Origin of the sequence: Synechococcus sp. A15-44, from assembly GCF_014280115.1 — a bacterium.
GTDB lineage: Bacteria > Cyanobacteriota > Cyanobacteriia > PCC-6307 > Cyanobiaceae > Parasynechococcus.
Genome location: NZ_CP047938.1, coordinates 658,130 through 679,744, shown reverse-complemented (window position 1 = coordinate 679,744; position 21,615 = coordinate 658,130). Strand labels below are relative to the sequence as shown.

The following is a 21,615-nucleotide window of genomic DNA, read 5'->3' as shown; positions in this document are numbered from 1 at the left end:
CCACGCCCCGATGTCATCAGAGACCCGTTTCCCCAGCGATTGCAGTCTCGATGTCGTTGGCATCGGCAACGCCATCGTTGATGTTCTGGTGCAGACGGACGACGCTTTCATCGCTGAACACGGCCTCCAGAAAGGGGGCATGGCGCTGATCGATGAACAACAGGCCGAAGCTCTCTACAAAGCCAGTGGAACGGGCCTCGAGACCTCCGGTGGATCGGTCGCCAACACGATGGTGGGCATCGCGCAGCTCGGCGGACGCGCCGGTTTCATCGGCCGCGTCCGGGATGACCAGCTCGGCAGCATTTTCAGCCACGACATCCGGGCCGTTGGGGCACGCTTTGAGACCCCAGCAGCCACCAGTGGAGCCACAACAGCGCGCTGCCTGATTTACGTCACGCCCGATGCCGAGCGCACCATGTGCACCTTCCTGGGGGCGTCCACCCAACTAGAACCCGAGGATCTCGACCTCTCCATGGTCAAGCAGGCCAAGGTGCTTTACCTGGAGGGCTACCTCTGGGACAGTCCAGCCGCCAAACGGGCCTTCATCGCCGCCGCCGAAGCCTGCCGTGAAGCAGGTGGCAAGGTGGCTCTGTCCCTGTCCGATGGCTTCTGTGTGGATCGGCACAGAGCCAGTTTTCTCGAGCTGGTGAATGGTCACGTCGACGTGCTGTTCGCCAATGACGTTGAAATTCAGTCGCTCTACGAGACCGACGATTTCGACCAGGCCCTCGAGCGGGTGCGCGGCTGCTGCTCAGTGATTGCGATCACCCGTGGTGCCCAGGGGTCCGTCGTGCTGAGTGGAGACCAGTGCTGGGATATCGGCATCTTCGGCCTGGGAGATCTGGTGGACACCACGGGAGCAGGCGACCTCTATGCCGGGGGATTTCTGCATGGCTTCACCCAGGGCGAGTCACTGGAGCGCTGTGGTGAGCTCGGAGCCCTCTGCGCCGGCCAGATTGTGACCCAATTGGGGGCCCGCTCCCAGGCCTCCCTCAAGCAGCTGGCGGAGACGCATCTGAACTGAGCTCAGCGATGGCCCAGGCCCCATAGGCCGATGATGCCGTCACCGGCCAGCACAACCACTCGGGGGTGTCGTAGCTGTGGAGCTCGGAGACGGCCGAGCTCAGCGCGTCCACACGCTGAGCTGAGGTCTTCATCAGCAGCTGAACCTCATGGGACGCCTGCAGCGACCCCTCCCAGCGATAGAACGACTGAACGGGGTGGATGGACACACAGGCCACGAGATGGCGCTCCAGCAAGGCCTCTGCCAACTGTTGGGCGCGCTCAGCGTTCGCTTCCGTGGTGAGGGCCAGCACGAGCCCACTCGCTTCAATCACGCTCAAGCCGATCCATCAGGCTGCTGACATCCTCGACGCATTCCATTCCGTCGGGGGGGGAGGGACGCCGCAACAGCAGCAAGCTCAGCCCCAGATCTGTGGTGAGTTGATGCCAGAGCTGTTCCGTTACACCACCGGACTGGCGGCAGAGCACCACGCCAATGCCCCAGCGACGGCAAAGAGACCGCTCGATCGCCCCCGGCACCTCCCCTTGCAGAGGGCGCACCACGGCCAGGTGATCCGGGGGCAGACCTGCCCGCAAGGCGGCGCGCAATCCATCGGGGGACGGAAGCGCACGGCCATAGGGGATGGCTCCGGCGCGGCGCACAGCAGCAGTCAAGGCCGGAAGATGACGACCTCCAATGGCCAGCAGCAGGCGTTGGCCCTGGAGCGGTTGGGCCGCCAACGCATCGGCATCAGCCAGGAGAGAGGCCGCCCCCAGCGGTTCAAGGCGACGCTCATAACGCAGCAACGGTTGGCCGAGATCCGCACAGGCCGTGACCAGGTCATGGCTGATTCGAGCCGCAAAGGGATGCGTGGCATCCACCACCCAACGGAAAGGGCCGGCCTGATGCAGAGCTGCCTTGATTCCGCCAACGCCCTGCAGGGCACCAATTGAGATGCGCTCCACCGGCAATCCCGCGTAGGCCTTCGCTGCAGTTGCCGTCACCACACTCACGCTCACACGCCAATGGCGGCGGGAGAGCTCCTTCACCAAGCGCGGCCCATCACCGGTTCCAGCCAGCAGCAGGACACGACGCTGGTCATTCGCGGGGCCTTGCATCAGGATGTGCGCCGACACCAGCTCAAGCCATGAACCATTGCGTGCTCGAAGTGGAGGTGATCGACGCACCGACGGTTCGATACACCCAGGACAACCAGACTCCCATTGCGGAGATGGCCGTGCGCTTTGACCCCCTTCGGGAGGGTGATCCGCCAGGTGAATTGAAAGTGGTGGGCTGGGGCAACCTGGCCCAGGAACTGCAGAACCGTGTGCAGACCGGGCAGCGGCTGCTGATCGAAGGCCGGCTGCGGATGAACACCATGCCCCGGGGCGATGGCATGAAGGAAAAACGGGCTGAATTCACCCTGGCTCGGCTTCATCCCATCGGCGCGGCAGCCACGGGTGCAGCTCCTTCCGGCAACCCCTCAGCCCCGGCCCCCAGCCGCCAGGCCCCCGCTGCTGCACCGACCAAGGTGGCAAAAGAGCCCGAACCGGCCAGCTGGAATGCGGCGCCCCTGGTGCCCGACACCGACGACATCCCCTTCTGAATCAGAGGACAATCATGGGTCGTCGGCGATTAACGGCCCGCTTCGTCCTGCAGCTCTGAAGCTCGGGTGATCAGTTGCCCGAGCTCCCGTTCAAGGGCGGCAAGATCCAGCCGCAGCTCGGGCCAGCGGCCCCCATCGATCTGCTGCAGCAACCAGCTGCGATCACGGTCGAGCTGCTGGAGCAGATCATCGATCCCGGTCGACGATGGATCTGGCATCTGGCTCGGGGTAGTGGATCTCCATCCTGATGGACTAGAGGTCAAAATGACGATCAAGCCAAGGCCTTCATGAAGGATTTCTTCTCCCCCGGCAGCCTCGTCACCATCGCCGGAGGCGTGCTGACCGTGGTCGGTGCCACCGCTTACGCCACCGGAAGCGCCAACCTCAGCCTGCCCACGATTTTCTACGGAATCCCGATCTTGTTGGGGGGGCTGGCCCTGAAATCGTCGGAGCTGCCACCCGCCATCCGGGTGACACCGGTGAAGACGTTTCAAAAGGAACGCGAAGCTGCAGCCCCAGAACTGGGCAAATTGCTCGGCGATGTGACGCGCTGGCGCTACGGCCAGAAGGCCCACCTGGAGTCGTCGCTGGAAGCGCTCAAACTCTGGGATGAAGACACCCCACCGCAGTTGGAAGAGATCGAAGAGCTGCATTCCGACAGTGGCTATGGCCTACGGATGCGTTTCCTGCTGGGAGCCGTTCCCCTCGAACGCTGGCAAGAGCGGCAGGAGCGGCTGGGGCGTTTCTTCGCCAAGGGGATGCGAGCGGAACTCAAGAAACTGGATGAACAACGGCTGGACGTTGTTCTGCTTCCGGCAGGTGAGGCCTAAGCCATGGCCCAATCCACCCAGAACAACGATGACGCCCTCAGGGTGTCGGTGCTCAGCGAAGCCCTCCCCTACATCCAGCGCTTCGCCGGTCGGCGCATCGTGATCAAGTACGGCGGGGCCGCCATGGCCCATGCCGAGCTGCGGGCGGCTGTCTTTCGCGACCTGGCTCTGCTGGCCTGCGTCGGCGTCCAACCCGTGGTGGTGCATGGCGGCGGGCCCGAAATCAACCAGTGGCTTCAGCGTCTGGAAATTCCCGCCGAATTCCGCGACGGACTGCGCGTCACCGACGCCGACACCATGGACGTGGTGGAGATGGTGCTGGTGGGCCGCGTCAACAAGCAGATCGTGAATGGCCTCAATCAGCTCGGCACCCGTGCTGTTGGTCTGAGCGGAAGTGACGGAAGTCTTGTGGAGGCACGCCCCTGGGGGAATGGCAGCCATGGGCTGGTGGGGGATGTTGCCCGCGTCAATCCCGATGTGCTCGAACCGCTGCTGGAGAAGGGGTATGTGCCCGTCATTTCCAGCGTTGCCGCAACCCCCGATGACGGGCGAGCCCACAACATCAATGCCGACACGGTGGCGGGAGAGCTGGCGGCGGCCCTGGAAGCCGAAAAACTGATCCTGCTAACCGACACCCCCGGCATCCTTGAAGATCGCGATGACCCCGACTCGCTGATCCGCAAACTGCGCCTCTCAGAGGCGCGACAGCTGATCGAGGACGGCGTGGTCGCAGGGGGCATGACGCCCAAAACGGAATGTTGCATCCGCGCCCTGGCCCAGGGCGTGTCAGCCGCCCACATCATTGATGGCCGGGTTCCCCATGCCCTCCTGCTCGAAGTCTTCACCGACGCCGGCATCGGCACCATGGTGGTGGGACGCGGCTAGAGGGTGAGCGAGCAGGACGCAGCACTGGACCTCTCTGAAGCGGAGGCAGCCCTGGAGCGCGGGGACTACGGCCAGGGCCTGGAGCTGCTTCTTCCCCTGGCGGAGCAACACCCGCTCAACAGCCCGGAGGGGCCGGGCCTTCGGCTCCTGATGATCACCGCCTGGATGGGCCAGGGGCAGGACGCGAAAGCCATCGCCACCTGCAGGATGCTGAGTCGCTGCCGCGATCCCAAGTTGCGCCAGCAGGCCAAACAACTGCTCGGGGTTCTTGAAGCCCCAAGCCTGGATCGTCCGGAACGCTGGTCGATGCGCATGCCGCAACTGGAGCTGAATGGCTCCGGCAGCGGGCAGACCTCCACCATGCGGCGGCGGCGGTCGCAGCGTCCCGAACCCCCGCCACCACCACCCACGGGGCCGACGCGTTCACCTGCGGCGGGTTTCGCCGTGCTGGTGATGGCGGTTCTGCTGGGGATCACGCTGTTGCTGAGTGGTTGCGTCCGCATCGAGGCTGATCTCGACCTTCGCGGCCCGGATCGACTGGCCCTCACCTGGGACGTGAGGAGCACCCAGCAACGCCCGCTGCCCTGGCAGGAGCAATTCGAGCGAGACCTGCAACGGGAGGTGCCCGGGCTGAGGATCGAACAAACAGGCCCAGGACGCCAACAGATCAGCAGCCGTGTTGCCTCATCGCACGAGCTGGCGCAACAGATAGCGGCCGTGGTTGCCGTGGCTGGTCGCGCGGCTGGAGTCTCACTCCCGCCACCGACGCTCAAGCTCGAAGAACGCAACTGGCTGCTGGGGGTGCAGCAGCACGTGCAGCTGATGGTGGACCTCAGCGATCTGCCCGAGATCCCTGGGCTCGACGTTCATCTGAGCCTGAACCACGGGCAGGTGGAGCGCACGGCTCTTTCCGGCACCACCACCGAAGTCAGCTGGCAGGGCTGGCGCTGGAATCCGCTTGGCCTGGGGGGCGTGGTGATCCTGATGCTGCTGATCAGCAGTATGGTGCTGCAGGTGGTGCGTCGGAAGCTGGGCTTTGGCTTCCCGGAACTGCCTTCCTGATCAAAGCTGCTGCGGATCGGGATCCACAGTGAGCGCCACACCCTTGGGCAAGCCATCCCAGAGGGCCTGTCCCGGAGGCAGCGGAAGCGGGGAGCCCGCCGGACCGTGAAGCAACAGCTGCCATCGGCTTCGGCCAGCAACCCGGGCCACAGGTGCCGGAGCGGGACCCAACAACCACCAGTTCTGGAGCTGACAAATCGGCCGGATCCGCTCCGCCAGCACCGCTGCCGCCGTTGCTGTTTTGCTGGGGGAATCTCCAGACAGTCGCAGCAGACAAGCGCGACTGAAGGGCACCAGACCAGCTTCCTTACGGAGCGCCACCTCCTGGGAGAGGAACGCTTCATAGCGACCATCCACCAGGTGTTGAATCACCGGGTGCTCTGGGGTGTAGGTCTGCACCAACACCTGCCCCGGTCGCTCACCTCTCCCGGCACGGCCCGCCAACTGCAACAGCAACTGCAGGGCCTGCTCTCCTGCGCGGAGATCGGGGCGGTGCAGAAGCCCATCCGCCGCGAGCACTGCCGCCAGGGTGACCCGCGGCAGATCCATGCCCTTGGCCAGCATCTGCGTGCCGATCAAGACGTCGGCTTCTCCGGCCGCAAAACGGTCCAACAGGCGTCGATGGCCATCCCGCCCCCCGGTGGAATCACGGTCAAAGCGGAGCAAACGAAGGCCTTCGAGCTCCCGAGAAAGCAGTTCCAACACCTTCTGCGTCCCGGCCCCAAACGGCTTGAAGGCCGTGGAACCACAGTGACTGCAACGGTTCTCCAGGTCCTCACGATGGTCACACCAGTGGCAACGCAGCCACTGACGTCCGGCCTTGCTGCGGTGAACGGTGAGCGCCACATCGCAGTGGGGGCACATCACCACCTCGCCGCAGCTGCGGCAGCTCAAAAAGGGGCTGTATCCCCGGCGCGGCACCAAAACCACAGCCTGTTCGCCCTGCTCCGGCAGCGCCGCAAGACGATCCATCAAGGCGCGACTGACCAGACGCTTGTGTCCTTCGGCCAGCTCATGGCGCATGTCGACCACATGCACAGGCGGTAGGGACTGCCGGGAAATCCGCTGGGTCAGGCGCACAAGGGTCAAGGCACCTTCGGGCCCTGTTTGAATCCAGCTCTCGAGCGACGGCGTGGCGCTGCCCAGCACAAGCCGTGCCTGTTGCATCACAACCCGGTCCAAAGCCAGGTCCCTGGCGTGATAGCAGGGCATGGGTGCGTCTTGCTTGTAAGAGCTGTCGTGCTCCTCATCCAGAACGACCAGCCCCAGCGGCTTCAACGGCACGAACACCGCGGAGCGGGTTCCCACCACCACCAACGGCTGTTCGGCAGCAAGACAGCGACGCCAGGTTCGAACCCGTTCGGCATCACCACAACCGCTGTGGTACTCCACGACGCGCGAGCCGAAGCGTTTGCGGCAACGGTCAACGAGTTGGGGGATCAATCCGATCTCGGGGGTGAGCAGCAGCACATGCCGACCCCGCTCCAGCTCTTGGGCAGCCAGTTGGAGGTACACCTCGGTCTTGCCGGAGCCGGTGATTCCCCAGAGCAGCAGTCCTCTCCCCGGAGAAAGCCTTTGATAAGCCTTCACCACGTCCTTCTGCTCAGCGGTCAAGGCCTGGGGAAGCTCCTGGGGGCCAGAACCAGCTGATGAGCCCATGTCCTCACAACGACGCTGCTCACGCACCAGGAAGCCCTGCTGGATCAGCGGCGGCAGCAATTGCGCCCCAAACCCACTGGCCACCAGGTCCCGTTGCCAAGCGCCATCGCCCTGGCCCTCCAACCAAGCCAGAAGCTCCCGCTGGCGAGGGGTGGGTGGGTTTGCTGCATCAGGGGGGACCTGGGCCTGGATCCACCACATCTGACGCCCGCCGGCCAGGGAACGCTGGCCGGCCTGACCAATCCAGCCCGATGGCAAAGCCGCCTTCAAGGTGCGGAAGACACTGAGATGGCAACGGTCCGCCACCCGCTCCAGCCAGCTGTACCAATCCGAATCGACAGCAGCTCGCTGCAGGAGCGATTCCACCGGTTGCAGCTCCTGAGGATCCTGCTCAGCCCACTCCCGCTCCGCCACCACCAGTCCATGCATGGCCCGACCCCGGAGGCGCACCCGCACCAGATCTCCCGGCATCAATCCCATGCTGGGATCTGCGGCGTAACTGAAGGAGCGTCCTTCCCGCCCAGCCTCCAGCCAGACCTCAACGCATCGCCGCGAATGCGACAGGACCTTGCAAACTTCGGAAGACTTCATTAACGTGGACATGTTGGACAGTTTCTGCCAACCCTGCGCTCGATCCAGAGGGAAGACACAGAGTCTGAAGTCAAGGCCTTGTTCCTTGCCACTTTGACCGGTCTGAGACCACCCCGGACAGCACAGACACAATCAGTCCAAGCGTTTCGTCGACTCGCGGACACCACCATCAGCCCATGAACTCCGTCTCAGCGTCAGCTGTGTCGTTTTTTTTTGCTTGAACGGAAGTTCCAGGTTCCGGCCATAGCCGTTGGTGCGTTGTTGCTGCTGTTGCATCTCCCCTTTATCCGACTTCGACTAACACCATGACTCCTGCTGCCACCAAAGCTGCCAAGCCGGACATCGTTCTTCTGGCCAATGCTGACGGCAAGGTGAAGGAAGTCGCCAAGAGTTCCGACAAAGAGGCCAAGAAAACTCCTGCACGCCGACGAACCAGCAAGGCAAGCGCCAAGGACCTGAGCGCCGCAGCCGACGAACTGCTCGCCGCTGCAGATCAAGCCAAGGCCTCGGGAACCACCAAAAAGGCTGCAGCGAAAACCACCAAGGCCAAAACCACAACGAAAAAGGCCACCACAACCAAGAAGGCAGCCACCGCCAAGAAGACCGCCACCAAGGCATCAACAGCCAAAGCAGCAGCAGCGAAGCCAACCGCCGAGGAGAAAGCCAAAACAGCAGCTGCTGAGAAGGAAGCCAAGGCAAAAGCCCTGGCCAGCATCAAGATCGGCCCCAAAGGCATTTACACCGAAGACTCCATCCGGGTTTATCTCCAGGAAATTGGTCGGATCCGCCTGCTGCGTCCCGACGAAGAGATCGAACTGGCCCGCAAAATTGCCGATCTTCTCTATCTGGAGGAACTGGCCGCTCAATTTGAAAGCGACAACGGCCGGGAACCCGACAACAAAGAGTGGGCTGCCCTGGTGGAAATGCCGCTCATCCGCTTCCGCCGGCGCTTGATGCTGGGCCGACGGGCCAAGGAAAAGATGGTGCAATCCAACTTGCGCCTGGTGGTCTCGATTGCCAAGAAGTACATGAATCGGGGCCTGAGCTTCCAAGACCTGATTCAGGAAGGAAGCCTTGGCCTGATTCGTGCAGCCGAGAAGTTCGACCACGAAAAGGGCTACAAGTTCTCCACCTACGCCACCTGGTGGATTCGCCAGGCCATCACACGCGCCATCGCCGACCAAAGCCGCACCATCCGCCTGCCGGTGCACCTCTACGAAACGATCTCCAGGATCAAGAAGACCACCAAGGTTCTCTCCCAGGAATTCGGCCGCAAGCCAACGGAAGAGGAAATCGCGGAATCGATGGAAATGACCATCGAAAAACTGCGCTTCATCGCCAAGAGCGCACAGCTGCCGATCTCCCTGGAGACCCCCATTGGCAAGGAAGAGGATTCCCGCCTGGGCGATTTCATCGAAGCCGACATCGAAAATCCCGAGCAGGACGTTGCCAAGAACCTGCTTCGTGAAGACCTGGAAGGTGTGTTGGCCACCCTCAGCCCCCGCGAACGCGATGTGCTGCGCCTGCGCTATGGCTTGGACGACGGGCGGATGAAGACTCTCGAGGAAATTGGCCAGATTTTTGACGTGACCCGTGAACGGATCCGTCAGATCGAAGCCAAGGCCCTGCGCAAATTGCGCCACCCCAACCGCAATGGGGTGCTCAAGGAATACATCAAGTAGGGATCTAGACCCGAGGCTGCTCACAACAGTCTCGGGAGTAATACATAAGTACATTCGCCCTAGCTCAATCCCCCGCTGGGCTCCTATAACGAGCGTGAGGGAATTGAGACGCCCTCCTCACACGGAAGAGATCAAACCCCGGTCTGAGACTGGGGTTTTCCTTTGGTCAAAATCAAAGATCAGTGTGACGACTGTCCTGTGCAGCCTCAAAAGTCTCCGTAAATTCCTGAAAAGCACGTTTCAGGCGCTCCACCGGCGTTTCTTCAAGGGGGCACTCCTGGCGTGTTTCCAGCGCATAAGCCTGCAGCAAGCGGGCATCTGGCTCAAGAACGGAAGCCACTGCTCCCTTGAACAGCACCAGATTGTGCTGCGACGTCAGCCCCACCAGATAAGGCTGAAGCTGCCAACTGTTCACCAGGCCACCCTGCCCCGATTCCACGACGGAACGCACCAGACGAGGCCGCAGCAGTTGGTAAGCATGGTCTCCATCGCGATCTGTCGTGTGGCGAAGCCGCGCCATCAAGACATCGCCACTGCACAACAGGATCAGACGAATGTTCCCTTCGGCCACCAAGGGGAGCATGATCACCTGCTCTTGAGGCTCCGGGGCTGCCGAGCCAATCGCTCCCGCCTGACGAACGCCATTGACGACGGGTCCGGGCATGGTTGTCCTGCGTTGCCTATGAATGTTAAGCGTTCTTCATAAAGACATCTTCCCTTTCGAAGCTTCACAACCTCCTGGAATCCCACCAGGGAATTCAAACCCAAAAGCGTAGGCTGGGCGGCTGATTCGCCCTTTCCATGGCCCTCACCGAACTGCGCATCGCCTCACGACGCAGCCAGCTGGCCATGGTGCAGACCAACTGGGTCAAAGCTGAACTGGAAAAGGCCCATCCCGGCCTGAAAATCACTGTGGAAGCCATGGCCACCCAGGGCGACAAGATCCTGGACGTTGCCTTGGCCAAGATCGGCGACAAAGGCCTGTTCACCAAGGAACTGGAAGCCCAGATGCTGGTGGATCGGGCGGACATCGCCGTCCACTCCCTGAAAGACCTGCCCACCAATCTTCCTGAGGGGCTGATGCTCGGTTGCATCACCGAGCGGGAAGACCCGGCCGATGCGCTGGTGGTGAATGCCAAAAACAAGCCCTACAAACTCGACACCCTTCCCGAAGGATCGGTGGTCGGAACGAGCTCCCTGCGCCGTCTGGCTCAGCTGCGTCACCACTACCCCCACCTGATCTTCAAGGACGTTCGGGGGAACGTGATCACCCGGCTGGAGAAATTGGACAGCGGCGATTACGACTGCCTGATCCTGGCTGCGGCAGGCCTTGGCCGGCTTGGCTTCGGAGATCGGATCCACCAGCTGATCCCCGGTGACATCTCTCTGCACGCCGTTGGTCAGGGCGCCCTGGGGATTGAATGCGTGGAAGGCAAGCACGAAGTGCTTGAGGCGATCAAAGTTCTGGAGCACACCCCCACCTCCCAGCGCTGCCTGGCCGAACGCGCTTTCCTGCGGGAACTGGAAGGTGGCTGCCAGGTACCCATCGGCGTGAACACCCGCTTCGAAGGTGATCAACTGGTCCTCACCGGGATGGTGGCCAGCCTTGACGGCAAACGCCTGATCCGGGACCAGGCCAGTGGCGCAGCAAGCGACGCCGAAGCCATCGGCATCTCTCTCGCCAACACCCTCAAAGGTCAGGGTGCTGGCGAGATCCTCAAAGAGATCTTCGACACCGTCCGCCCGGAAGCCTGATCAACTGCGAATTTCCAGACGCGTTCCCACATCCACAGCATCAAACAGCTGCCGGATGTGGCTGTTGAGCATGCGCACGCAGCCCAGGCTGACGGCCGCACGAATCTGAACCCAGTGCGGCCAAGCCGTTCCATGGATCCCAAACTCGCCGCGGCCATTGCGGTGAAAAGCCATGTAGCGATCACCAATCGGGCTGCTCGGTCCGCGCAGCTCCCGCCGCTGACCCGACTTGTGGGTCACATAGATCGGATTGACCTTCTTGTTGAGGATGGCGAATTCCCCTTTTGGGGTGGGGGTTTTGGGATCTCCGATCGCCACAGGCCAGGCCCCAAGCTGATGCTCGCCCCTCATGAGGGTGATCTGTCGCTTGCTGAGGTCAAGCACGATGCGCGACGCATGAGCGGGTTGCCGCAAGGCCAGCTCAACAGGCTCAGCAGCAAGGCATGGAGCAACAGACCCCGCCAACAGGCCAGCCGACAGCGCCGGCATCAATGACCACTTCATGAGACGCGCAAGACCCACTAGTCTCAACGTATTCATTGCTGCGAGAAAAAACAGCAGCAATGGCTTTGAGGCTGAACTCTTCAGGATCTCTTCGGTCTCAAGAACGAGACGAGCGATCCAGCGGTACCCTTCTCCAAATTTCTCCTCTCCCTGTTGACCTCCACGGCGATCGCAACCGCGCGGCCAACCCTGCTCGAAGGCAAGGCCCTCAGCCAGGAGGTTGAATCCATCAGCTTTCGCTTCGGCGACCTGATCAGCAACCGCAGAACCTTCCTGACTGCGGCCTTGACGCTGCGCCGGCAGGGGATCATCTGTCTACGGGAGGCAGCGCCTGCTGAGCTGATCGCGTCGATCAACAGCGATGTCGGCCGACTGCTCGAGGAAATCGAATCAGGCGAGCACGCCCGCCTTGCATCCCTGGCCTATCTCAATCTTCCTGATCAGCGTGTGCTGAAGGGCTACAACCAGTTCCGCGACGCCGATCGGTCGGTCATCAACTACCGGGTTAAGCGCCCCGATGGACGCAGCGGTAGCGATGCGGGAATGATCGACATCTTCCATCCCGAGCGCCTCTCGGGCAGTCTCAACAGCAACATCCAGGCATGCCTGCAGGAATCGGTGATTCAGCGGTTGCTCTTGTTGAGCAGCTTCAATCGAATGCGGGTGAAATGCCGCAACCTCTATCTCAACCGAGGCGTGCAAGACACGCGTAGCTACCACTGCGATGGACGCTCACTGAAGTTCAAATCTTTCCTGTACCTCAGTGATGTGCAATCACTGGCCGATGGGCCCTATTGCTTCGTGCCCAGGTCCCAACGTCGACGGCGGCTCTGGTGGCGCAACGCCCGCTTCAACAAACAAAACGGGCTTGGGCCGTTTGAATTCAGTCAGCTGCAAAGTGCTGAGGCCATTGCTCTGTTTGCCAAGGCAGGCGACATGGTTCTCTCCTCGCAGCGCGGTGCTCACTGCGGCCACCCCCAACACCCCCAGGCGCGCCGCGCTGTCCTGGTGAACATGTTCCAACGCTGAGCCATGAAAAAAGGCGGGGGATCTCCCCCGCCTGATCAGCAGTCGATCGCCGACGTGTTCAGTCGACCAACTTGGGGTCGATCTCAGCCATGTATCGAGCCTCGCAGCTCTTGATGATCTCAACGGCCTTTTCAGTACCGAAGAAACCGTTCACCGAGCAGGTGCCAGGCTTCTTCAGATCTTTGTAGTGCTCCCAGTAGTAAGTGGTCTCTTTCTTCCAGTGCTCACCGAGATCTTCCCAGCTCTTGATGTGATCCATGCGCTTGTCGTCGGCAAGCACAGCGATCACCTTGTCGTCGACTTCACCACCGTCGTCGAAGGTCATCACGCCGATGATGCGGGCTTCCACAATCGAACCGGGAATCAGTGGCTCGGTGACACCAACGATTTCGATGTCGAGGGGATCGCCATCTTCATCCCAGGTGCGGGGAATGCATCCGTAAGCGAAGGGGTAAGCCAGCGAGGAGTAACCAACGCGGTCCAGCTTGAGATGACCGGTTTCGGTGATCAGCTCGTACTTGTTGATCGTGTTGGAGTTGAGCTCCACGATCGTGTTGAGACGAAGTTCGGCTTCATCAGCGAAGGCCGGCAGCACGTGCAGCAGGTTGGGCATGCTGCGGCTGGGTGCCTGATCGAGGTTGGCCATAAACGGCGATGGACGGCGCGGCGCATCCTACGGGCCGCCTCTGCCCGTCGAGTTGCACGCGGCTAGGGGGCCGGTTGCAGCCGATCAAGCTTGTTCTCCAAATAGTCGAGGAAGGCATCGGTGCTCAGGGGCCGACCGGTGACCCTTTCCACCAGTTGATCGGCATTCACACTGCGTCCGAGCGGGTGAACGTGCTCACGCAGCCAAGCCAGCAAGGGCGTGACATCGCCGCGCTCCACATGCTCCTCCGGAGACCCGATGGCCTCCGCCATCGCTTCGCTCAACTGTGCACTGATCAAGTGCCCTAACAGATACGAGGGGAAATAGCCAAACAGGCCTTCACTCCAGTGCACATCTTGAAGGCATCCCTCGGCATCGTTCATCGGCCGCACCCCCAGGAGTTCCTGATAGCGCCGGTTCCATTCGTCTGGGAGATCGTTCACCGCCAAACCCTGCTCCAGCAGAGCAATCTCGAGATCCGTGCGGATCAGGATGTGCAAGCCATAGCTGAGTTCATCAGCCTCCACCCGGTTCAAACCAGGCGCCATGGGATTCATCGCCTGCCACATGTCCTGGGTTCCGCTGAAGGGAGCCCCCACCTGCGCAAAACGCTTCCACCACTGCTCTGCGAACGGACGGCTCCGGGCAACACGGTTCTCCCAGAACAGCGACTGACTTTCATGCACCGCCATCGAGGTGGCCTGGCCTAATGGCCAGGCGAACCATTGGTGGCTCTGGTCCGGCAACCCCTGTTCGTAGAGGGAATGGCCCCATTCATGGGCCGTAGCCAGGAAGCACGACAAGGGCTGGCCAGGCACCACACGCGTGGTAATGCGGTAATCGGCCGGTCCCAACGTGATCGAGAAGGGGTGAGGCGAACGTGCCATGCAGGTGATGGCGGGATTACGGCCCCAGGCACCGAGCAGCTCATCACAGAGATCTTGCTGGCTGGACTCCTCGAGATCCCAGTCCGCTGATCGTGGGCGTGGCCGGGTGGATGCCTGAGCAACCAATTGCGGCAACCGTTGTCGTAACGGAGCAAACAAGGCCTCGAGACGCTCCAGACGCAGATCCGGTTCGAAGGGTTGCGCCAGGGTCTCCCAACAGGAGCGCGGCTCATCCAGCTGTTTGGCCTGCTCCTGACGCAAATCAATCAGGGTCTGAAGCGCCGGTGCGAAGAGGCTGAAATCAGAGACCGATCGAGCCTGCTGCCACCGGTTGTAACCCTCGGCCTTGGCCTTGGCCAAGGCGGCGACGAGGGCTGGATCGAGGGACTGCTGCCGCTGCAGGTCCTGTTCCAGCAGATCCAGATTGCGGCCCTGCTCAGGGCATCGCTCAGCGGAATTCCAATGCTGACGCGCTGCGGCCAGCAGTTCCGCATAGGCCGCAGAGCTCTGACGAGCATGAAGCTGGGTCGCCAGCAGCGTGAGCTGCTCACCTCGCCAGGACGCCCCGGCAGAAGGCATGCGGGTGTTCTGGTCCCAATACAGGGTGCTCTGAATCGAGCCGAGCAGCTGCGTCTCTCTCAGATGGGCGCCCAGCTGCCCCCAAGCCGTTGCGGCAGAAGCCATCTCGCCCCCTTTTCCATCACCCTAACGACACCTGGAGTGGCATCGAAGCAGCGATGCAGGCCATGGTGAAGCGGTTCAGACGTTCTGGACCCATGCGCCGATTGATGCTGCAGCTGGCCCTGGGGATCGCCCTGCCCATGGCTCTCTGGCCGCTCAAGCTGATCTACCGACAACCGCAGACCGTTCGGTAAGAACCGGTCAGTTCAGCTCACAGCGGCCTTGGCACAGGGTCTCAAGGTCGGCGCGCCCGGTGATCTGAAGCCGCCGGGCGGCCCAAATCCCATAGACCCAATCGACCACGCTGCCGATCAAAGGCCAGCGGGTCGGTGCGTAAAGCCACCCCAGACCAATCAGGCGATACGCCTCACGGAAGACGGCCACATCCTGCAGGACCTCCCCGGAGCCTGTGATGGCGTGAATGCGGCCCATGGCCACCCGGTAACTGATGCCGGCATGGGCCGCTGCGTCGTAATCAGAGGCATCAATGTCGACAAAAGCCAGCCGGGCCTGACGGTCACGCCGCTGCAGAAACCGAACTTCGCGCACACACAACGGACAACCTCCGTCAAACAGCAAGGTCAGATCGGGGGCAGATGGGCTGGCCATGGACTCAGACGGTGCTGCAGAACGCAAAGTAAGGAAAGAACGCTGGAGAGCGGTGGGCGTGCAGCAGATCCTGCATCAGATGACAGTGGCAACCCCGGGAAGAGGATTCACCCGACTGGACGGGCGGTTGAACACCTGGATCCGCAGCACGGGTCTGGACCAGGGCGTTCTGCATCTCACCTGCCTCCACACCAGCGCCAGCCTCACCATCAACGAGAACGCCGATCCACGGGTGCTGCAGGACCTGGATGCATGGATGGCCGATGCCGTTCCAGAACACCGCCGTTATCTCCATGACGACGAAGGAGCTGATGACATGCCGGCCCACATCCGAACTGCGCTCACCAGCCAAACCCTGAACCTGAGCGTCAGCAGGGGGCAACTGCTGCTGGGCACCTGGCAAGCCGTTTACCTCTGGGAGCACCGCAGCGCTGCTCACACCAGAACGATCGCCTGCCACCTATTCGGTGAATCCTCCAGCCGCCCCACACCGGAAAGCACCACGCAGACCACTTCAGCCACGCCGCAAACCCTGCTGAGCCTGCGCAATGGCGAACGGATCAATCAAGCCATTCAGGCCCGCCACAACCCCAACGCCTGGGAAACCGACGACGGCGTCGATACCGACACCGATCTGATGATTGATCTATTGCATGACCTGAGCGACTGACAACCGGCTCCAGCCACGATGGAGGGGTAATTCAGGGCTTCCATGCCAGTTGAACCTCTCGATGCCGCCCAGAAGTCGGCACTCAGCACAACCCTGCCCAATTGGGTTGTGAACGGAGACAGGCTGCACCGCGATCTGCAGTTCAACAGCTTCGTGGAGGCCTTTGGATTCATGGCACAGGTGGCCTTGCTGGCCGAATCCAAAAATCACCATCCGAACTGGAGCAACGTCTACAACCGCGTTTCAATCGACCTGACCACCCACGATCTCGGCGGCCTCAGCAGCCTGGATGTGGAGCTGGCCAGCGCCATTGACGCTCTGCTGCCAGCATGAGTCGAGTGGGTCCTTGCGCATGACCACCGCACCAGCCAGTCCCGGCGTCCCGGTCACCATTCTCAGCGGCTTCCTCGGAGCGGGAAAAACCACGCTGCTGAATCACATCCTGAGCAATCAGCAGGGGGTGAAGACCGCGGTGCTGGTGAATGAGTTTGGTGAAATCGGGATCGACAACGATCTGGTCGTCACCACCGATGAAGACATGGTGGAGCTGAGCAACGGTTGCATCTGCTGCTCGATCAACGGCGAGCTGATGGAGGCGGTGGAACGGGTGATTGAACGCCCGGAACCGCTCGATTACATCGTCGTCGAAACCACCGGTCTGGCCGATCCCCTGCCGGTGGCCATGACCTTCCTCGGCAGTGAGCTGCGGGACCAAACCCGCCTGGATTCGATCATCACGTTGATCGATGCAGAAAACTTCGATGACGTCGTTCTGGACACGGAAGTTGGCCGGGCCCAGGTGATTTACGGCGACATTCTGTTGCTGAACAAGTGCGACCTCGTCTCCGAGGAGCGGCTTGAGGCCGTCGAACAGCAACTCAGAGCCGTCAAGAACGATGCGCGGATCCTGCGGTCGGTGAAAGGAGACGTGCCCCTGGCCCTGTTGCTCAGCGTTGGACTGTTCGAATCCGACAAGGTAATTTCTCTCGCCGACGATCCGAGCCTGGATCACAGCGACTGCGACCACGACCATGGCCACTGCAGCCATGACCATGAACACGATCACAGCCATGGAAACGATCACGGTCACGGCAACAGCCATGGGGACGGTCATGACCACGGACATCATCACCACAGCCATGAGCACGGTGACCATCAGGACATCGAGGGCTTCACCTCCATGTCGTTCCAGAGTGATGGGCCCTTCGCATTGCGCAAGTTCCAGAACTTCCTCGACAACCAGATGCCCCAGGAGGTATTCAGGGCCAAAGGAATCCTCTGGTTCAACGAAAGCGAACGCCGTCATGTGTTCCATCTGGCAGGCAAACGCTTTTCCATCGACGACACCGACTGGACCGGTGATCGCAGGAATCAATTGGTGCTGATCGGCCGCAACATCGACCACAACAAACTGCGGAAGCAACTCAAGGCCTGTGTGGCACCGGATGCAGGAAAAGGTTTCAGCTGATTCAGCAGAACCCAGGAATGGTGCTTATTGTGCATGCCATGGGAGAAACCTCAATGGTCGAACCACTGCTGCTTGGAACGGTTTTTGTTCTCGCCAGCCTGCTGCTGTGGCTTCTGGCTGATTCCGATGATGACAACGGCGGTGGCGGCTTACGCCAGCCGGTGCTTGTGCCCATCCCGGTGCGTCATCACCAACGCTGAAACCATCAATCATTTCCCCAATCCTCCGCTGCGGCGGGGGATTTTTTATGCCAACGCCTGGCCAAGCGGAAGCAGCGTGACTCTGGCCCCATCCCTGAAGCTGAGGCGACAACGGGTGTGGGGAGGATGCTCCTGTTCGATCGGACAGTGGGCCCGCACCAGCACATCCGCGACACGGATTCGGTACTCCCATGCATCCCCCAGAAATTCACGGCCAAGCACGCTGGCCTCTCCTTCGGCATCGGCGACGACAGTGATGTCGTGCGGATCCACGAGCACACAACAGTCACCGGAGGCTTCGCGGTCCGCCTGGACCCATGGGGCCGATGCATCCAGATCTCCCAGAAGACAAGACAACTGGCCTTGGCCATGGGCCTGCACTGGAATCAAATTGCGCTGAAGCACAAAGGATCCAACAAAAGGCGTCGCCGGTGACCTCACGATCTCGGGGGGCGATGCACATTGATGCAGCACGCCGTCCCGCATGACGGCAACGCGATCGCAAATCGCCAAAGCTTCTCCGGGGTCATGGGTGACGATCACGCCGCTCGCACCGCAGGCATCCAGTACGGAGGAGAGCTCACTGCGCAGGCGGAGCCTCACCTCCACATCCAGGCTTGAAAAAGGCTCATCAAGCAGAACCACCCTGGGCGCTGGGGCCAGAGCGCGTGCCAAAGCCAGCCGCTGCCGCTGGCCACCGGAGAGCTGGTGCGGGTAGCGCTGCTCGAGCCCCTTCAGCCCCAGCAACGCAAACAACCAGGCCACGCGCTCACGGTTGGGATTCCGCCGGGGCAAACCGAAACTGGCGTTCTGCCAAGCGTTCAGGTGAGGGAACAGGGCGTAATCCTGGAACACCATGCCAACGCCCCGACGTTCCGGTTCCATCCAGATCCCATCTCCAGCCACCATGCGCTGATCCAGCTGCACTGTGCCGCGCCGGGGGCGTTCGAAGCCGGCAATCAAGCGGAGCAGGGTGGTCTTGCCACAGCCGGAGGGGCCCAGCAGGCCCAGCAGCTCCCCTGGCGCCACCTGAAGATCCACCCCCTTCAGGGTCCAGCCGTCAGAGGCGTCGCCGTAGCTGTGCCAGACCCCGTTTAAAGCAACCGTTGGCTCCATCGGGAGCAGCTGTTCCACAGATCAGATGAAGCTTGGGAACCGACCGAGCTTATGAGTGTGACAAATGATCGAAGCCGGTGTGCGGTTTGCACGTCCTCGATCAGATCCCCATCGTTCATCGCCAGACTCGTTCCATGGCAATGTCGCAACACCACGTCGCGACAACGGTGTCCGGCCCATCGCTGAAGTGAAGTTGCTGCCCAACCGGAGTGTTGTTCCAAGCCCAACCCGGCTGGCCCTGATCCTGATCGCCTCCATCACTGGCCTGGTTGCGATCTGGCCGGTGTTGACGCTGGTGAGGGAGGCCCTGACGTCTTTGCACAGCGGCTTCAGTGATCTTGGCCCCGATGGCATGCGCCAGATCGTTGGCACCATCCAGCTGCTGCTCGGAACAGCAACGCTGGGCACCTTGCTTGGCACTGCAAACGGTTGGCTGCTGTGCAACTGCCGTTTTACTGGTCGGCAGTGGCTGCGCATCGCCCAGCTGATTCCCCTGGCAACGCCGGCCTATCTCCTCTCGGCGATCCTCGTTGATCTGGGCAGTCGCCACAGCTGGACCATTCACGGCATGGGGTGGGGCATTGCTGTGATGGCCCTGACGACCTACCCCTATGTGTTCCTGCTGAGCACGGAAAGTTTCTCCGTCAGCGGTCAGCGTCAGCTGGAGGCATGCCGGAGCCTGGGGGTTGGTCCCTGGTCAGCCTTCCGGCGTGTGGCCTTGCCCATTGCACTGCCCGCGATCGGAGCCGGCGTCGCTCTCATGGGCATGGAAGTGGTCAATGAGCTGGGTGCCGTGCAGCTGCTCGGCATCCCAAGTCTCTCCGCGGGCATCCTGGAAACCTGGCAGTCCAACGGCGATCCCGCAGGCGCCATCAGTTTGGCCTTGATCACGCTGGTGATCGTGTTGACGTTGGTGGTGTGTGAACGCAGCCTGCGCAGGCGCAGTCGGCGCTGGAGCGATGGCGTGGCCGGCGGGGATGCAACCGCTTGGCACCTGCATGGATTCCGCGCTGGGGTGGCGCAACTGCTCGCCGTGATCCCTCCGATCGTGAGCCTGGGCACCCCACTGCTGTGGGCCGCCAGCAACTTGGATCAGCTCCAAACCAGCTGGAACGACGATCTGATCAGCCTGAGCGGCCGCAGTCTTTTGCTGGCTCTGGTCGCTGCTGTTTTGGCGGTAACGGCAGCACTGGTGCTGGCCATCGCCAAACGCTGGTCCAGCGCCCCATGGCTGAAAAGCCTCACCTTCCTGGCCGGAACGGGCTACGCCATCCCCGGCACCGTCCTGGCTCTGGCCCTGTTGCTCACGGGCGCCCCCTGGCAGGTCGCCCCCTTGCTCCTGCTGCTGTGGGGCTACAGCGATCGATTTCTGGCGGTGGCGAAAGGAGGCCTGGACGCAGCCCTGGAACGGATCAGCCCGAGCCTCGATGAGGCGGCGACGGGGATGGGATCACCGTGGCAGCGCGTGCTCCAACGCGTGCATCTCCCCCTCTTGCGCGGACCGATCACCGTCGGACTGCTGCTGGTGTTTGTCGACACGGTGAAAGAGCTTCCTCTCACCTTCGCCCTGCGGCCTTTTGACTTCGACACGCTCTCGGTGCGCGTGTTCCAGTACGCCGGCGATGAACGGCTGGCCGAAGCGATGTTGCCGGCCCTGATGATCCTCGTTCTGGGGCTGGTCGCCGCCATGGCCTTGGTGCCAACCCTGGATCACGCCTCCAGTCGAGAGGGCTCGTCACCTCCGCAGCAAACGCTCTGATGCGTTGCGCTGGAGCAAGCCAGCACGGGTGTTGAGACGGAGCGGGAGTGTGGACCAGGAGATCGGCCGTCCCGTGGACACGGCGTAGGTGGTCTCCCGCAGGGTGCCCCTGCCCCCATCGATCTCCAACAAGGTGAAGCTCTGCTGTGCTGGCGCTTCACCACGCAACAGGCGCCGGGGGCCGCTGCCCAAGGCGCCGAGCTGGATCAGATCGAGCTGTCCACGACGGCTAGAGAACCAGGTGTGGTGATGACCACTGATGTAGGCCTGCACGCCGGCGGCATCCATCAAGGCCTGAAGTGCACCTCCCCGTTCCAACACCTCACCGGGGCGATCCTTGCCCAGACCAACCCCAGCCAGGGGGAGATGACCCACCACAAACCGAGCACGAGCCTTTTGTGCTTCGGTGCTGGCCAACTGCTGTTGTGCCCAGATCAGCTGATCCTCAGGAACACGGGCTGAGCTGGCATCCCAGACCAGCCAGAAGATCTCGTCCTGCAGCACCGAGTAGCGAAACGGGAACTGCGAGGCATCCACAAACGCCAATCCCATCCGTGAACGGATCGGGGTCCAGAACCGACCCACAGCGGCACGATCCGCGGGGAACCCCGGTGAACCGTCATGGTTCCCGATCGCTGGCAGCAGTGAAATGTCCGCCGCCTGAAGCCGCTGCAGAACCGACGTCTCAAAGCCCCGCCACATGGCATCCAGCTGCTGACCCGTGAGGCCTCGCATCTGACCCGCGACCATGTCGCCAGCACACACCACCAGATCCGGCTGCAGGTCAATGAGCTGATCCAGCCCCTGATCCACGGCAGGGATGTAGCGGGTGGAGCCATAGCTGCTGTTGAGATCGCTGATCAGCCCAACCCGTTGAACAGCTCCCCTGGCGGCGCTCAAGGGCAGGGCCGCTGCCGTAAGACCGGTGCCAAGCACCAACTGCAGCATCCGGCGACGACTCAGCAACACAACA

25 protein-coding genes are annotated in these 21,615 nt (G+C 62.0%); 14 read left to right on the top strand and 11 right to left on the bottom strand.

Translation table 11 applies throughout. The features are described from left to right. The first annotated feature begins 10 nt into the window (after positions 1 to 10). Positions 11 to 1,024 carry an adenosine kinase gene (locus SynA1544_RS03745; protein WP_186514875.1) on the top strand — a complete coding sequence of 338 codons (1,014 nt, stop codon included), beginning with the start codon at positions 11 to 13 and terminating at the stop codon, positions 1,022 to 1,024. Here SynA1544_RS03745 and cutA read toward each other — a convergent pair. Together cutA and SynA1544_RS03735 are read right to left on the bottom strand one after the other, a co-directional pair. Then, on the bottom strand, positions 993 to 1,337 hold the full coding sequence (cutA, locus tag SynA1544_RS03740; RefSeq protein WP_186515438.1) for a divalent-cation tolerance protein CutA: 345 nt from the start codon (positions 1,335 to 1,337) through the stop codon (positions 993 to 995). The two genes, SynA1544_RS03745 and cutA, sit on opposite strands and share 32 nt — an antisense overlap. Next, on the bottom strand, positions 1,330 to 2,121 hold the full coding sequence (locus tag SynA1544_RS03735; protein ID WP_186515437.1) for a precorrin-6A/cobalt-precorrin-6A reductase: 792 nt from the start codon (positions 2,119 to 2,121) through the stop codon (positions 1,330 to 1,332). The genes cutA and SynA1544_RS03735 overlap by 8 nt, the downstream gene beginning before the upstream one ends. A gap of 29 nt (positions 2,122 to 2,150) precedes the next feature. On the opposite strand from SynA1544_RS03735, the gene SynA1544_RS03730 reads away from it, so the two are divergent. Next, positions 2,151 to 2,609, top strand: a complete 459-nt coding sequence (locus tag SynA1544_RS03730) for a single-stranded DNA-binding protein (RefSeq protein WP_025362150.1) — start codon at positions 2,151 to 2,153, stop codon at positions 2,607 to 2,609. A gap of 29 nt (positions 2,610 to 2,638) precedes the next feature. On the opposite strand, the gene SynA1544_RS03725 is transcribed toward SynA1544_RS03730, so the two are convergent. Then, the gene (locus SynA1544_RS03725; RefSeq protein ID WP_115132126.1) at positions 2,639 to 2,827 is read right to left on the bottom strand and encodes a hypothetical protein; all 189 of its coding nucleotides are present in this window, start codon (positions 2,825 to 2,827) and stop codon (positions 2,639 to 2,641) included. Between the two features lie 69 nt (positions 2,828 to 2,896). On the opposite strand from SynA1544_RS03725, the gene SynA1544_RS03720 reads away from it, so the two are divergent. From SynA1544_RS03720 to SynA1544_RS03710, 3 genes are read left to right on the top strand one after another with little or no spacing between them, the layout of a single operon-like run. Continuing rightward, the gene (locus SynA1544_RS03720; RefSeq protein WP_186514874.1) at positions 2,897 to 3,439 is read left to right on the top strand and encodes a DUF2854 domain-containing protein; all 543 of its coding nucleotides are present in this window, start codon (positions 2,897 to 2,899) and stop codon (positions 3,437 to 3,439) included. Between the two features lie 3 nt (positions 3,440 to 3,442). Next, positions 3,443 to 4,324 carry an acetylglutamate kinase gene (gene argB / locus SynA1544_RS03715; RefSeq protein ID WP_114987976.1) on the top strand — a complete coding sequence of 294 codons (882 nt, stop codon included), beginning with the start codon at positions 3,443 to 3,445 and terminating at the stop codon, positions 4,322 to 4,324. A 3-nt stretch (positions 4,325 to 4,327) separates the two neighbouring features. After that, on the top strand, positions 4,328 to 5,386 hold the full coding sequence (locus SynA1544_RS03710) for a DUF3153 domain-containing protein (protein ID WP_186514873.1): 1,059 nt from the start codon (positions 4,328 to 4,330) through the stop codon (positions 5,384 to 5,386). Here the strand turns inward: SynA1544_RS03710 and priA are convergent, their stop codons facing one another. Continuing rightward, on the bottom strand, positions 5,387 to 7,636 hold the full coding sequence (priA, locus tag SynA1544_RS03705) for a primosomal protein N' (RefSeq protein WP_186514872.1): 2,250 nt from the start codon (positions 7,634 to 7,636) through the stop codon (positions 5,387 to 5,389). A 305-nt stretch (positions 7,637 to 7,941) separates the two neighbouring features. On the opposite strand from priA, the gene rpoD reads away from it, so the two are divergent. Next, positions 7,942 to 9,318: an RNA polymerase sigma factor RpoD gene (gene rpoD, locus SynA1544_RS03700; protein WP_186514871.1), complete on the top strand. Its 1,377-nt coding sequence runs from the start codon at positions 7,942 to 7,944 to the stop codon at positions 9,316 to 9,318. 172 nt (positions 9,319 to 9,490) lie between these two features. Here rpoD and SynA1544_RS03695 read toward each other — a convergent pair whose 3' ends face one another. Continuing rightward, a complete protein-coding gene (locus SynA1544_RS03695) occupies positions 9,491 to 9,982 on the bottom strand; it encodes a hypothetical protein (protein WP_186514870.1) in 492 nt (163 codons plus the stop codon). Between the two features lie 137 nt (positions 9,983 to 10,119). Between SynA1544_RS03695 and hemC the strand changes: the two genes are divergently transcribed. After that, positions 10,120 to 11,073 (top strand): hydroxymethylbilane synthase, encoded by a 954-nt coding sequence (gene hemC / locus SynA1544_RS03690; RefSeq protein WP_186514869.1) that lies wholly within the window; start codon positions 10,120 to 10,122, stop codon positions 11,071 to 11,073. Here the strand turns inward: hemC and SynA1544_RS03685 are convergent, their stop codons facing one another. After that, a complete protein-coding gene (locus tag SynA1544_RS03685; RefSeq protein ID WP_255477708.1) occupies positions 11,074 to 11,577 on the bottom strand; it encodes a L,D-transpeptidase in 504 nt (167 codons plus the stop codon). Between the two features lie 153 nt (positions 11,578 to 11,730). On the opposite strand from SynA1544_RS03685, the gene SynA1544_RS03680 reads away from it, so the two are divergent. Further along, positions 11,731 to 12,606 (top strand): phytanoyl-CoA dioxygenase family protein, encoded by an 876-nt coding sequence (locus SynA1544_RS03680; RefSeq protein WP_255477707.1) that lies wholly within the window; start codon positions 11,731 to 11,733, stop codon positions 12,604 to 12,606. 58 nt (positions 12,607 to 12,664) lie between these two features. On the opposite strand, the gene SynA1544_RS03675 is transcribed toward SynA1544_RS03680, so the two are convergent. After that, positions 12,665 to 13,252 (bottom strand): inorganic diphosphatase, encoded by a 588-nt coding sequence (locus SynA1544_RS03675; protein ID WP_114987983.1) that lies wholly within the window; start codon positions 13,250 to 13,252, stop codon positions 12,665 to 12,667. Between the two features lie 62 nt (positions 13,253 to 13,314). Beyond that, positions 13,315 to 14,823, bottom strand: a complete 1,509-nt coding sequence (locus SynA1544_RS03670) for a carboxypeptidase M32 (RefSeq protein ID WP_186514867.1) — start codon at positions 14,821 to 14,823, stop codon at positions 13,315 to 13,317. Between the two features lie 62 nt (positions 14,824 to 14,885). On the opposite strand from SynA1544_RS03670, the gene SynA1544_RS14635 reads away from it, so the two are divergent. Continuing rightward, the gene (locus SynA1544_RS14635; RefSeq protein WP_255477706.1) at positions 14,886 to 15,014 is read left to right on the top strand and encodes a hypothetical protein; all 129 of its coding nucleotides are present in this window, start codon (positions 14,886 to 14,888) and stop codon (positions 15,012 to 15,014) included. A gap of 7 nt (positions 15,015 to 15,021) precedes the next feature. Here the strand turns inward: SynA1544_RS14635 and SynA1544_RS03665 are convergent, their stop codons facing one another. Continuing rightward, the gene (locus SynA1544_RS03665; RefSeq protein WP_186514866.1) at positions 15,022 to 15,429 is read right to left on the bottom strand and encodes a thiol-disulfide oxidoreductase DCC family protein; all 408 of its coding nucleotides are present in this window, start codon (positions 15,427 to 15,429) and stop codon (positions 15,022 to 15,024) included. A 52-nt stretch (positions 15,430 to 15,481) separates the two neighbouring features. On the opposite strand from SynA1544_RS03665, the gene SynA1544_RS03660 reads away from it, so the two are divergent. Genes SynA1544_RS03660 through SynA1544_RS03645 form a run of 4 tightly spaced genes read left to right on the top strand, consistent with a single transcriptional unit; the run spans position 15,482 to position 17,767 of the window. Next, a complete protein-coding gene (locus SynA1544_RS03660) occupies positions 15,482 to 16,099 on the top strand; it encodes a secondary thiamine-phosphate synthase enzyme YjbQ (RefSeq protein ID WP_186515435.1) in 618 nt (205 codons plus the stop codon). Positions 16,100 to 16,141: 42 nt separating this feature from the next. Further along, the gene (locus tag SynA1544_RS03655; RefSeq protein ID WP_115161708.1) at positions 16,142 to 16,432 is read left to right on the top strand and encodes a 4a-hydroxytetrahydrobiopterin dehydratase; all 291 of its coding nucleotides are present in this window, start codon (positions 16,142 to 16,144) and stop codon (positions 16,430 to 16,432) included. 19 nt (positions 16,433 to 16,451) lie between these two features. Then, complete coding sequence (locus SynA1544_RS03650; protein ID WP_186514865.1) at positions 16,452 to 17,567, top strand: GTP-binding protein; 1,116 nt, start codon at positions 16,452 to 16,454, stop codon at positions 17,565 to 17,567. A gap of 17 nt (positions 17,568 to 17,584) precedes the next feature. Continuing rightward, positions 17,585 to 17,767: a hypothetical protein gene (locus tag SynA1544_RS03645; protein WP_186514864.1), complete on the top strand. Its 183-nt coding sequence runs from the start codon at positions 17,585 to 17,587 to the stop codon at positions 17,765 to 17,767. Positions 17,768 to 17,812: 45 nt separating this feature from the next. On the opposite strand, the gene SynA1544_RS03640 is transcribed toward SynA1544_RS03645, so the two are convergent. Beyond that, complete coding sequence (locus tag SynA1544_RS03640) at positions 17,813 to 18,883, bottom strand: ABC transporter ATP-binding protein (protein WP_186515434.1); 1,071 nt, start codon at positions 18,881 to 18,883, stop codon at positions 17,813 to 17,815. 64 nt (positions 18,884 to 18,947) lie between these two features. Here SynA1544_RS03640 and SynA1544_RS03635 point away from each other — a divergent pair, with 64 nt between their 5' ends. Beyond that, positions 18,948 to 20,642: an iron ABC transporter permease gene (locus SynA1544_RS03635; RefSeq protein ID WP_255477705.1), complete on the top strand. Its 1,695-nt coding sequence runs from the start codon at positions 18,948 to 18,950 to the stop codon at positions 20,640 to 20,642. Here SynA1544_RS03635 and SynA1544_RS03630 read toward each other — a convergent pair. Then, entirely contained in the window at positions 20,619 to 21,590 is a 972-nt protein-coding gene (locus tag SynA1544_RS03630) for a metallophosphoesterase (protein ID WP_186514863.1), read from the bottom strand. The two genes, SynA1544_RS03635 and SynA1544_RS03630, sit on opposite strands and share 24 nt — an antisense overlap. Positions 21,591 to 21,615 lie beyond the last annotated feature (25 nt).

What these genes read in the sequence shown, in the direction of transcription:
- SynA1544_RS03665 (WP_186514866.1), bottom strand. Translation starts at nt 15,429, where the DNA reads ATGGCCAGCCCATCTGCCCCCGATCTGACCTTGCTGTTTGACGGAGGT.
- SynA1544_RS03730 (WP_025362150.1), top strand. Translation starts at nt 2,151, where the DNA reads ATGAACCATTGCGTGCTCGAAGTGGAGGTGATCGACGCACCGACGGTT.
- SynA1544_RS03655 (WP_115161708.1), top strand. Translation starts at nt 16,142, where the DNA reads ATGCCAGTTGAACCTCTCGATGCCGCCCAGAAGTCGGCACTCAGCACA.
- argB (WP_114987976.1), top strand. Translation starts at nt 3,443, where the DNA reads ATGGCCCAATCCACCCAGAACAACGATGACGCCCTCAGGGTGTCGGTG.
- SynA1544_RS14635 (WP_255477706.1), top strand. Translation starts at nt 14,886, where the DNA reads ATGGTGAAGCGGTTCAGACGTTCTGGACCCATGCGCCGATTGATGCTG.
- SynA1544_RS03685 (WP_255477708.1), bottom strand. Translation starts at nt 11,577, where the DNA reads ATGAAGTGGTCATTGATGCCGGCGCTGTCGGCTGGCCTGTTGGCGGGG.
- priA (WP_186514872.1), bottom strand. Translation starts at nt 7,636, where the DNA reads ATGAAGTCTTCCGAAGTTTGCAAGGTCCTGTCGCATTCGCGGCGATGC.
- rpoD (WP_186514871.1), top strand. Translation starts at nt 7,942, where the DNA reads ATGACTCCTGCTGCCACCAAAGCTGCCAAGCCGGACATCGTTCTTCTG.
- hemC (WP_186514869.1), top strand. Translation starts at nt 10,120, where the DNA reads ATGGCCCTCACCGAACTGCGCATCGCCTCACGACGCAGCCAGCTGGCC.
- SynA1544_RS03650 (WP_186514865.1), top strand. Translation starts at nt 16,452, where the DNA reads ATGACCACCGCACCAGCCAGTCCCGGCGTCCCGGTCACCATTCTCAGC.
- SynA1544_RS03720 (WP_186514874.1), top strand. Translation starts at nt 2,897, where the DNA reads ATGAAGGATTTCTTCTCCCCCGGCAGCCTCGTCACCATCGCCGGAGGC.
- SynA1544_RS03675 (WP_114987983.1), bottom strand. Translation starts at nt 13,252, where the DNA reads ATGGCCAACCTCGATCAGGCACCCAGCCGCAGCATGCCCAACCTGCTG.
- SynA1544_RS03635 (WP_255477705.1), top strand. Translation starts at nt 18,948, where the DNA reads ATGATCGAAGCCGGTGTGCGGTTTGCACGTCCTCGATCAGATCCCCAT.
- SynA1544_RS03735 (WP_186515437.1), bottom strand. Translation starts at nt 2,121, where the DNA reads ATGCAAGGCCCCGCGAATGACCAGCGTCGTGTCCTGCTGCTGGCTGGA.
- SynA1544_RS03745 (WP_186514875.1), top strand. Translation starts at nt 11, where the DNA reads ATGTCATCAGAGACCCGTTTCCCCAGCGATTGCAGTCTCGATGTCGTT.
- SynA1544_RS03630 (WP_186514863.1), bottom strand. Translation starts at nt 21,590, where the DNA reads ATGCTGCAGTTGGTGCTTGGCACCGGTCTTACGGCAGCGGCCCTGCCC.
- SynA1544_RS03695 (WP_186514870.1), bottom strand. Translation starts at nt 9,982, where the DNA reads ATGCCCGGACCCGTCGTCAATGGCGTTCGTCAGGCGGGAGCGATTGGC.
- SynA1544_RS03670 (WP_186514867.1), bottom strand. Translation starts at nt 14,823, where the DNA reads ATGGCTTCTGCCGCAACGGCTTGGGGGCAGCTGGGCGCCCATCTGAGA.
- SynA1544_RS03725 (WP_115132126.1), bottom strand. Translation starts at nt 2,827, where the DNA reads ATGCCAGATCCATCGTCGACCGGGATCGATGATCTGCTCCAGCAGCTC.
- SynA1544_RS03645 (WP_186514864.1), top strand. Translation starts at nt 17,585, where the DNA reads ATGGTGCTTATTGTGCATGCCATGGGAGAAACCTCAATGGTCGAACCA.
- SynA1544_RS03640 (WP_186515434.1), bottom strand. Translation starts at nt 18,883, where the DNA reads ATGGAGCCAACGGTTGCTTTAAACGGGGTCTGGCACAGCTACGGCGAC.